This is a genomic window from Lachnoclostridium sp. MSJ-17 (assembly GCF_018918205.1).
Taxonomy (GTDB): Bacteria; Bacillota; Clostridia; order Oscillospirales; family Acutalibacteraceae; genus Ruminococcoides.
Window position 1 is genome coordinate 1 of sequence record NZ_JAHLQB010000121.1, and the last position, 9,162, is coordinate 9,162.

10 protein-coding genes and 1 pseudogene are annotated in these 9,162 nt (G+C 39.3%); 1 reads left to right on the plus strand and 10 read right to left on the minus strand.

Annotated features, from left to right (window positions below; translation table 11 throughout):
• Positions 1–170: 170 nt before the first annotated feature.
• From KQI64_RS09900 to KQI64_RS09940, 9 genes and pseudogenes are all read right to left on the minus strand, one after another.
• A complete protein-coding gene (locus KQI64_RS09900; RefSeq protein ID WP_442912077.1) occupies positions 171–299 on the minus strand; it encodes a TnpV protein in 129 nt (42 codons plus the stop codon).
• Between the two features lie 242 nt (positions 300–541).
• A complete protein-coding gene (locus tag KQI64_RS09905; protein ID WP_216524598.1) occupies positions 542–1,252 on the minus strand; it encodes a hypothetical protein in 711 nt (236 codons plus the stop codon).
• Positions 1,253–1,272: 20 nt separating this feature from the next.
• Positions 1,273–3,303 (minus strand): hypothetical protein, encoded by a 2,031-nt coding sequence (locus KQI64_RS09910; RefSeq protein WP_216524599.1) that lies wholly within the window; start codon positions 3,301–3,303, stop codon positions 1,273–1,275.
• Positions 3,304–3,567: 264 nt separating this feature from the next.
• A complete protein-coding gene (locus KQI64_RS09915; RefSeq protein WP_216524600.1) occupies positions 3,568–3,945 on the minus strand; it encodes a TnpV protein in 378 nt (125 codons plus the stop codon).
• A gap of 24 nt (positions 3,946–3,969) precedes the next feature.
• Positions 3,970–5,103 carry a plasmid recombination protein gene (locus tag KQI64_RS09920; RefSeq protein WP_216524605.1) on the minus strand — a complete coding sequence of 378 codons (1,134 nt, stop codon included), beginning with the start codon at positions 5,101–5,103 and terminating at the stop codon, positions 3,970–3,972.
• 305 nt (positions 5,104–5,408) lie between these two features.
• Positions 5,409–6,539: a helicase RepA family protein gene (locus KQI64_RS09925; protein WP_216524601.1), complete on the minus strand. Its 1,131-nt coding sequence runs from the start codon at positions 6,537–6,539 to the stop codon at positions 5,409–5,411.
• Positions 6,536–6,862 (minus strand): plasmid mobilization protein, encoded by a 327-nt coding sequence (locus KQI64_RS09930; protein WP_216524602.1) that lies wholly within the window; start codon positions 6,860–6,862, stop codon positions 6,536–6,538. The genes KQI64_RS09925 and KQI64_RS09930 overlap by 4 nt, the downstream gene beginning before the upstream one ends.
• 3 nt (positions 6,863–6,865) lie before the next feature.
• A pseudogene (locus KQI64_RS09935) lies at positions 6,866–7,868 on the minus strand (site-specific integrase).
• 7 nt (positions 7,869–7,875) lie between these two features.
• Positions 7,876–8,073, minus strand: coding sequence for a helix-turn-helix transcriptional regulator (locus tag KQI64_RS09940; RefSeq protein ID WP_138157601.1), 198 nt, complete (start codon positions 8,071–8,073; stop codon positions 7,876–7,878).
• A 273-nt stretch (positions 8,074–8,346) separates the two neighbouring features.
• On the opposite strand from KQI64_RS09940, the gene KQI64_RS09945 reads away from it, so the two are divergent.
• A complete protein-coding gene (locus KQI64_RS09945; RefSeq protein WP_216524603.1) occupies positions 8,347–8,859 on the plus strand; it encodes a helix-turn-helix domain-containing protein in 513 nt (170 codons plus the stop codon).
• 188 nt (positions 8,860–9,047) lie between these two features.
• Here KQI64_RS09945 and KQI64_RS10705 read toward each other — a convergent pair.
• A partial coding sequence (locus KQI64_RS10705; RefSeq protein ID WP_442912078.1) for a GMP synthase (glutamine-hydrolyzing) occupies positions 9,048–9,162 on the minus strand: 115 nt, incomplete at its 5' end.

A 9,162-nucleotide genomic window follows, 5' to 3' on the forward strand; every position in this document is an offset into this window, starting at 1 on the left:
AAGCTGTTCAACTTCTGCGTCGAGGATGTACAGTTTCCAGCGACGGCACTGTTCAGTTTACTCCGTCGCTACTGTTCATTCAAAACGGCCGAGGTGTTCAGATTTGTCCGCCATATTCAAATAAAAAAATAATCGAGCGAAGATGAATAATTCACCTTCGCTCGACTTTATTATACATAAATCAACTCTGCATTAACGATTTCCGTTGTACGGTTGCGGATATTGTTCATACGCTTCACCCACAGCATTTGATTGTCCGCTTTGAGCTGTTCGGTTGTGGATAATAAGAATAATAGCAGACAGCTTTAACACTGCCTGCTATTACAGATAATACATATTGAATTGCAGATTATTCCCACTCGCTCCCTGCAAAATAATCTTAACAGTATTTGTTTAAGAATTTTAGCACGGAGTATTTCTATTATTTGTATTGTAAATAAAATACAGGCTATCAAAAATTCTGTTGCCATTTTGTTGCCACGAAACAAGATTATTATAACAGAAACGATCTTTAAAATCAAGACTTTAAAGTGATAAATTATTATGTAATTGAATGACTTATAATAGTGGTTTTCATCTGAAACATATTATCATCTTCTATGACATTTGTTATTGTATATGTCGGATATGCCAGAGGCTTTGTAGTTGCCACCCGAGTGATGCCCTGATTAGATTGTTGATGGAAACCTTTGATATTAAACACTGCAAATTCTTGCTTAATTGTGGGGTTAATAATTATTATATTATGAAAGATACCAGAACAAATATAATCCGTATATATTTTATTAAAAAACTTATCTCTTGTTTGAATACGCTTACTCCACATCATCTGCATTATATAATCATCCATATCAAAATAAAAATTACAATACCACGGAATTATGGTTTCTACTGTAATAATAACTAACGTAGTAGGCAAACAGTATGTTTTTTCTTTTTTTCGTTCCAGTGCCGTTTGTATATCGCTAATAGTTTCCATTTCAGTATTTCTATTTGAATGATTTAGTGGCTGAACACCTTTTAACTGTGGAATCAAAGATTGTTTTATCGCAAATGTAACTTCATATCCACTATTATTTGAAACATAATCCGGTTCAGATTTTTTATCATCACCTCTATGTATATCATCGACTCCACACACTTCTTTCAAAAATACTTTTGCTATTTTTTCGGATACAGACTCATAATTGTTTTCTTCTCTTGCTGAATCAAAAAAATGTGGTGGTATCGATAACTCTAATTCTATAGACATAGGTATCTCTCCATATTAATTCAATTAGTTTTATTCTTTCTCTTTGCACCAACAACGACACTTTTATTCTTCCTATGGATAATAAGAAGTATAATTGCATATATGATGTAAATAACAATAAACCAAATGGAGATATACGGATTTACTAAGCTATAAGAAAACTTTTCATTAAATTTATCGAACTTCTTACAATAAATCGTCTCTCCATCAGCGCAAATCACTTTGCAATTTGGTATTATTAAATTGTAATCTTTTTTGGAAATAAGGAAAGGAACATCTAAAGCTCCTTCTTTAGTCGCATCATCAATTAAATCATATGTAGCAAGAGAAGCAGTCACGCTCCAAAGATTAGTTGCTTTACTATAAAAAGTAACTTCCGGGACTATGCAAACTGAATTATAGTCTTTATAAAATTTTATATCAGTAATCTCATATCTATTTTCAAACTGAGCTTCATTAAAATCTGATGATGGATTCTTAGATTCTTCTTGTATATTCGCAACTATCATATCTTGAATATATGCTGTAACTTGTTGTTTTGAATTCTGTGTAATTATAGATACAATTACAACATACAGAATAATTGGTAATGCGAGAAGCACCAACAGTATACTTACCTTGATTATGTTCGATTTTTTTCTCTGCTTTTCATCCTCACTTTTGATAACAGCTTCATAGTGTTTCTCTTTCGTAATTCTATCTTTATCTTTTTCAGCAATAGGTATTACTTTTTCGTATACAGTATCTATATAATACTTGTTAATATCTTTTCTTGTCGAAAAAGTCTCACCTTTAGGCGATATTTCTTTTATTAAATCCTTATATCCGCAGTATTCAATAAGATCTACAAACTGTTCATCGGTAATAATACTATTAACCTTTTTTCTGAGCAATTTTAAAAAGTCATCGTCATTCATTGCGAGAATTTTATCACCCAAAGAGTTTACAAATCGGGAGCACGCACTATCACTTTCACAATATTCTCTCAGCTCTGAATACTCGTGTATAACTTTTCTATATAAATCTTTAGTATATTGCTGATAATAGAATTCTGGCGTTTTTCCAGAGCATAAACAGAGAGCATTAATTAGCTGATCGTAATTTTCGAGAGTATCCTTAATGTGATTTGTTTGTTTTATTTCTATGAATCTACGACTTAATTCACGTTTCAATTCACTATCTTGATGAATTGTACGGAGTGTATTAACTTCATCTTCTCCAAACAAATCGAATTCTATGGCGCTTAGATAAACATTAATATTAAATGGACAAGCTTGAAAAGCGCTTGATAATACAGCCGCTTTGTTATTTGTGATATCTAAGTTTTGTAATAAATCCTGCGAATGTTTGATATTTACATAATTAAGAGTTTCGTTATCAAAAAGACCATTATTATGTAAGTCAGCTAAATAGTTATCCAACATACAATATGCAAACAGCGTAAGAGCATTTGATATATTTGGATAATATATATTATTTAGATAATCAATTTCTTGTTGTTCTCTCTTGTCAGAGCCTTTTTTGCTAATCCACCTGACCTTTTCTCTATATTGTTGATCTGCGGCATTTGCTTGTTTCTTAAGTGCTGAGTATTCCAATGCAGAAGCAGCTGCTAAAGTTAAAAAACTACTTGACCAGACCTGAACACCCGTACCTGTTATATTTGACGCAGCTTCTCTTTCAGCGTCCTCTATACCTTGTTGAAAGTGTTCCATTTCCTCAAGTAAAAAATTTGACATTGCTAAAACAGCAGCTTTGTTATGTTCATCAAATTCTTTATATCCTTCGTTAGAGAAAGTGTATTCATCTATTGTTCGGTTGAATATATTATTGTCACATAGCATCTTGATAAAACGTGAAGCCTGTTTTTTCATTTCAGGTACCATTTCATCAGTAGAAATAGCTCGAATTTCAGATTTAGACACCTTATCTCTACAAGCATAAAAGAGTGAATCTTTTATCTCATCTGCGACTTGTAACGCATTGAGATAGGTAATAATATCATTAGGAATTTCATAGTCTTTTTGTATGAATCTCAATTCAAGTGACATTCTAATTTCACCATCCTTTTCTTTTAAAATATAGGAAAAATATACAATAACTCAATATAATTATATAATTTCAAATAAAATAAGTCAACTATATTCAGAAAGTTTTAATATAATAAAACCTTAATTATAGTCGACAAAGTTACTCTCAAAAAGCCCGTATTTATGCGGTTTTTAAAGCAAGAAAAGTGGGAGCTAAGGTAAAAATACCTTAACCCCCGTTTTTGCGAAGAATGCCCTTTACGGGCGTTTTAAGCACCGATAGTTTCAGGTGTAAATCAACTCTGTATATACAATCTCTTCCGCACGGTTACGGATATAGTTCATTCGCTTCACCCACAGCATTTGATTTTCTGCTTTGAGCTGTTCGGTTACTCCTTCCTTTTCGGCGAGTTGTTTTACTAACCGAAAGAACAGTTCCTCTGCCTGTTCATCAATGTCGGCGAGATAAGCGGTGAGTTTGCAGCTTGTCAGCAGATTGGTATAACGGATTTTGTGGTGCTGCTTGATGTACCGCAAATGCCGCTTGCCCCAAATGCCGATTTCAACCTTTGGCTGTTCTGGGAGTTCCAAACACGGCAGATAATAATCGCCTTGCAGCTCGTAGTGAATACCTGTCTTTTTGTCGTAAATTCTCTTTTCCATTGTTCATCAACCTTTCATAATATATTAGCGTGCGTCACGCTGTTTTGACTTTTTGTATCCTCTCGCCTGCTCGATAATCTCATTGAGCTTGTGCTTTCCGAAAACCTTTTCCAACAGGCGATAGGCTTTGTTTTGCTCTCGGAGCAGACCATTGATCTCTCTGAGCCGAGAGTTTTCGGATTTCAGATGTTTGTTTTCGCTGTATAATCTGCCGTTCAGATTATTGATTCGGTGATAATTCTCCCAGCCCTGATAGCTTCTGGCAAGGACTGTTCTGACAAGATTTTTCAGCCGCTTAATTAACGGATCTACAAACTTTTTCTTGTAGCTCTTTGCCGTCATCAAGCCCTGCGGTTCCGGGAGTTGAAGCACGGGATTATTGTCAAGCTGATGTTCTATGCTATCGAGTGAATCTGTTGATTCCTTGATTTTCTCAGCCGTCGCTTTCAGTCCCTTGACCTCTAATTGTTTTTCCTCAATCTCCCTGTCAAGCTCGGCAACCTCTTTGGCTCGCTCTTGCTTTTTGTAATCAAGGACGGACAGGTGCTGCTCGTGAGTACCCTTCTGTTCCCACTCGATACCGTGCCGCTCCATAATCTGAGCAAGGACTTTCTTTTCGGAAAGTATCCAGCGATTCAGCTCATTGTCGCTCTTACCCTGACCTTTGAATCCCATATTTAGCATAGCCTGTTTTAGAGAAACCCTCGTTTCCAAACCTCGCTTGCTCCCGGTTGTGAACGGTACAAAGTCGATATGGATATGCGGCGTTGCCTCGTCCATATGAAGGTGGGCAGAGAACACTCTTAGGTATGGGTTTCGCTCTTGGAAGCCCTGATAGTATTCGTCGAGGATTGTCCTCGCAAGCTCGGCGTGCTCTCCTGTTGCTGACATATCGTCCTTGTTGCCGATTTGGAAAATGATCTCGTGGAACAACTTCTCCTGCTTTCCTGATTCGATATGCTTATAGTAATCGGGAATTTTTCTGTCCTTGCGTTTCTGCTTATCGTTGTACTGTTTCAGAGCTTCATCAAACATTTCGTGATACACTTTCTTGATTGGCTCGTTACAGTAATCTATATTGAGGCGGGTGCGTTCGCTGTCCACATTCTCCGCTGTGAAGTTGCGGCTGTTGTGCGTGACGGAGCCTTTACCCACCATTGCGCTAATCGTTCTTTTCATTTATCTACCTCAAATCTCTAATATTATTCATCTATCTTTTTACTGAATTGCTTACTCGGGTTCTGTTACTCTTGCCAAGAGTAACGCAAAAGCACTTTTGACAGCAGAGCTATCAAAAATGCAACCTGCGAGCAGGTTTTGCGCTCTTCGAGGAGCAGGGCAGCCCTTTGAAAAGGGCTCCCTGCACCCCGCCTAAACTTTAGTGCGTGACGATCCGTGACGGTGGTGACGATGTTTTTGACACAGCGCTATCTCTAAAAGACCGTCACGGTCGTCGCACATCGTCACGCCGATGAAACCTCCGCTTGCTGCTCAAGGTGAAGCGTGATTACCCTGCCGCTGTGAGTATGTCTGTTTGAATAGCGGATACCATATTCATTGAACAGCCTTGCGGCATTGATATTCAGCTTTAGCGACAAAGCGTTTGGTTTCATATCTACGCCAAGCCAACTGACCAGCTCTGTCGGTGAGCCTTGCCAAGCAGGACTGCTCTCAGAAAACTTTTGAGAGATAACTTGGAGCAACGGCTCCGGCGGCTCTTTCCATAATTCGGTTTCCGTCCTGTCGAGCTCCCATATCAGATTATCGGGATTGCGGTTAAGGTATAGCTTCTGATCCTGTTGGTCTCTGCCGGATATTTCAAGCGTAGCTGCGTTTGCAGTCCGCTTTTCTTTTTGCAGAACAAACGCCCCGTCGGCAGCGCCGAGCAAGCCGTTGGTTCCCGAAATCATATCAAAGCTGTCATCAGACTTTTGCTTGCGTGTATGATGAACGAGTATCATACAGATTTTGTTATTGTCGGCAAACCTTTTCAGCCTGCTGATAATCTCATAATCATTCGAGTAGCTGTAATCAGAGCTTACCTCACGCACCTTTTGCAAAGTGTCAATGATTATGAGCTTGGTGTCGGCGTGCTTCGTGATAAAACTCTCCAACTGTTTGTCCAAGCCGTCATTCAACTGACTTGCCGAAACGGATAAGTACAGATTGTCGGCGCTGTCAGTACCAAACATCTGATACAACCGCTTTTGCAAGCGACTGTAATCATCTTCGAGGGCAAGGTAAAGCACCGTACCTTTGTTTACCTTGTAATTCCAAATCGGCGTTCCGGTGCTGATATGATAAGCAAGCTGCGCCATCAAAAAGCTCTTGCCGATTTTCGGTGAACCGACAAACAGATACAGTCCGCTGTACAGCAGACCGTCAACGATTGGTGGTCTGTTTTCATATACAGTGTCGTACAACTCAGTCATAGAAACGGTATGCAGATAATTTTCGTCAAAACAATTTAAGTCCAAACTATTGAAATCAGACAAATCATCTGCTATACTTGTATCAAGATATTTTGTTGATGACTGCTCATCACCTGCGCCAACAGGTGTGCTATGAGCGGTCATTTCATTTTCATAACTCATTTACATTCCTCCTTCATTCCGCCGAGGGTAACGGCAATCAGGTTGAGCGTATCGAGTATTTCATTTGAAACCGCTCCTCCATTGCTGATACGCCGCAGCTCCCCGTAAATATCTTGCATTTGATTTTTGAGAGCCTTATACACTCTTGGATTACCCTGCACGATAATATCACGCTGCAAAGTGCGCTCAATGAGGTAATCTTGCTTGGTTAAGCCTGACAGAGCGACGATTTTTTCAAAATGCTCCCATTCTTCCGGCGATACTCTGAACGCCACTGTCTTACTGCGCCAGCGGTTGTGGCGGTCTAAATTTTTTGCTGACATATTTTAACCTGCCTTTCCGAGATCATTAAGCCTATCTGCCATATCCTTTTGCTTGGACGGAAACAGATGTGCATAACGATAAGTAACATCTATGCTTTCGTGTCCCAACCTATCGGCAATGGCTAAAGCTGAAAAGCCCATTTCAATCAACAAAGAAACGTGTGAATGTCTGAGGTCGTGTATTCTGATACGCTTAACCCCGGCTTGCTTCGCTCCTCTGTCCATCTCGTGATGAAGATAGCTTTTTGAAATCAGGCATATTTATCGTGCGATTGCTCTTTTTGGTTTTCGGTGACGTAATAATGTCCTTACCTGCCAAATGCTGAAATGATTTGTTGATGGTGACCGTTTGAGCTATGAAATCAAAATCCGCCGGTGTGAGAGCTAACAACTCACCCAATCTGATACCCGTCCAATACAGCATCTCAAATGCATAGTATGAAACTGTCTTGTCCATCATCGCTTCCGAGAAATCCCTATACTCATCAAGTGTCCAAAACTTCATCTCCTTGCTCTCCTTTGCACCCATATTCCCAGCAATTGACGCAGGATTGGTACGCAAGCCGTAGTATCGCACAGCGTGATTGAACATAGCGCTGAGCTGATTGTGAACGGTACGGAGATACGTCTTGGAATATAGCTTCCCGTGCTTATTTTTGAGTGTCCTTATCTTGTTTTGCCATTCAATCACGTCCGTTGCGGATATGTCACAGAGCTTTCTATCTTTGAAATAAGGAATAATTTTACCCTCGATAATGTTTTCCTTTGTCTGCCAAGTGTTTTCTTTGAGCCGAGGCTTTATATCCTTTTTATATAGCTCATAGAAACTGCCAAAGGACATTGTTACATCCGTTTGCTTCTGCAATAGGAACTCACGTTCCCACTCCAGCGCTTCGTGCTTTGTTGCAAACCCACGCTTAAGCTTTTGTTGGCGTTTACCCTGCCAATCTGTATAGCGGAATTGAACATACCAGCTTCCGCTTTTCTTATCTTTAAATGCGCCCATTTATACATCACTCCTTTTCACTATTTGTTCTGGTCGCATAAATATGATCGTGAAAAAATTTACGGTCAATTCTTCCCGGAAGTGTAAGGCATCCGGTCGCCTTTAGCTCTTTATTTAGCTTTTGAATGAGTTTGTATGCGTAAGATTCGGATACGCCCAATTCCTCCGCAACTTCACTCACTCGCATAAACATAGTTCCTGACATAGACAACCCCCCTTTCATAGTAAATTTCAATTTATTTCGTGTCGGAATACTTTCTGACCGCCAACCGATTCGCCCGGGCGGACATACCTTTACTGTGATATGCGACAGATAACTAAACTATATTGCTTAGTCTATTTCTATTATACTAAACATATCTGGTTAAGTCAAGCAGATTGAGTTAGAAAAAATAAAACTTTTTTGTTTAATTTTTGTTGACAAACACTAAGCATATATGCTATACTATGTGTATCATATTATTTGAGGTGATTTGAAATGGCAATCGGCGAAAGAATCAAACACATTCGCAATTTAAAGAATTTCACACAAAAGTATCTCGGTCAGCTTATCGGATTTCCCGAAAAAACCGCTGACATTAGAATCGCTCAGTATGAATCGGGCACAAGAACTCCGAAAGCAGATATTACAAAGGAGCTTGCAAAAGCGTTAGAGGTTTCACCTCTTGCGTTGGATGTTCCCGACATTGACTCAGAGCTTGGGTTAATGCATACCTTATTCGCACTTGAGGATATCTACGGTTTACAAGCCGAAGAAAAGGACGGAGAAACCAAGCTGAGTTTTTCAAACGCTTCTGTTCTTCGGGCGGTAAAGGCGTGGGCAGAGCAAAGCGCCAAACTAAAAACCGGAGAGATAACCAAGGAAGAGTATGACGAGTGGCGCTATAACTATCCTAAATATGACACTGACAGCGAATATGTAAAGCTGCCGTCAGATGACCTGAATAACGCTATGTTGGAAGCATTTGAGGACAAACTGAAAAATCAATAAACGCAAAAAAAAGGCATTACCGACTGCAACAAGTCAGTAATGCCTAAACTTTTATTATATAATTGTACCTGCAAACCGGAATAAACCTTAGAATAAAGGTGCTTTTGAGGGTGCTATCATTTTGCTATCATTATTAACGCTAACCACTCAAAAAGCCACTGTTTATGCGGCTCTCTCACAGTTTTGCCTTATTCCCACTCGATTGTTCCGGAGGGCTTCGGGGTCAGGTCGTAGAGCACGCGGTTAACGTTTTCAACCTCAGATGTGATGCGCGCGGTGATGTGCTGCAAAAGCTCAAACGGA

Bases quoted from the DNA above. Each gene is read 5' to 3' on its own strand.
- KQI64_RS09905 (WP_216524598.1), bottom strand. From the start codon at position 1,252: ATGTCTATAGAATTAGAGTTATCGATACCACCACATTTTTTTGATTCA.
- KQI64_RS09910 (WP_216524599.1), bottom strand. From the start codon at position 3,303: ATGTCACTTGAATTGAGATTCATACAAAAAGACTATGAAATTCCTAAT.
- KQI64_RS09915 (WP_216524600.1), bottom strand. From the start codon at position 3,945: ATGGAAAAGAGAATTTACGACAAAAAGACAGGTATTCACTACGAGCTG.
- KQI64_RS09920 (WP_216524605.1), bottom strand. From the start codon at position 5,103: ATGGTGGGTAAAGGCTCCGTCACGCACAACAGCCGCAACTTCACAGCG.
- KQI64_RS09925 (WP_216524601.1), bottom strand. From the start codon at position 6,539: ATGAGTTATGAAAATGAAATGACCGCTCATAGCACACCTGTTGGCGCA.
- KQI64_RS09930 (WP_216524602.1), bottom strand. From the start codon at position 6,862: ATGTCAGCAAAAAATTTAGACCGCCACAACCGCTGGCGCAGTAAGACA.
- KQI64_RS09940 (WP_138157601.1), bottom strand. From the start codon at position 8,073: ATGTCAGGAACTATGTTTATGCGAGTGAGTGAAGTTGCGGAGGAATTG.
- KQI64_RS09945 (WP_216524603.1), top strand. From the start codon at position 8,347: ATGGCAATCGGCGAAAGAATCAAACACATTCGCAATTTAAAGAATTTC.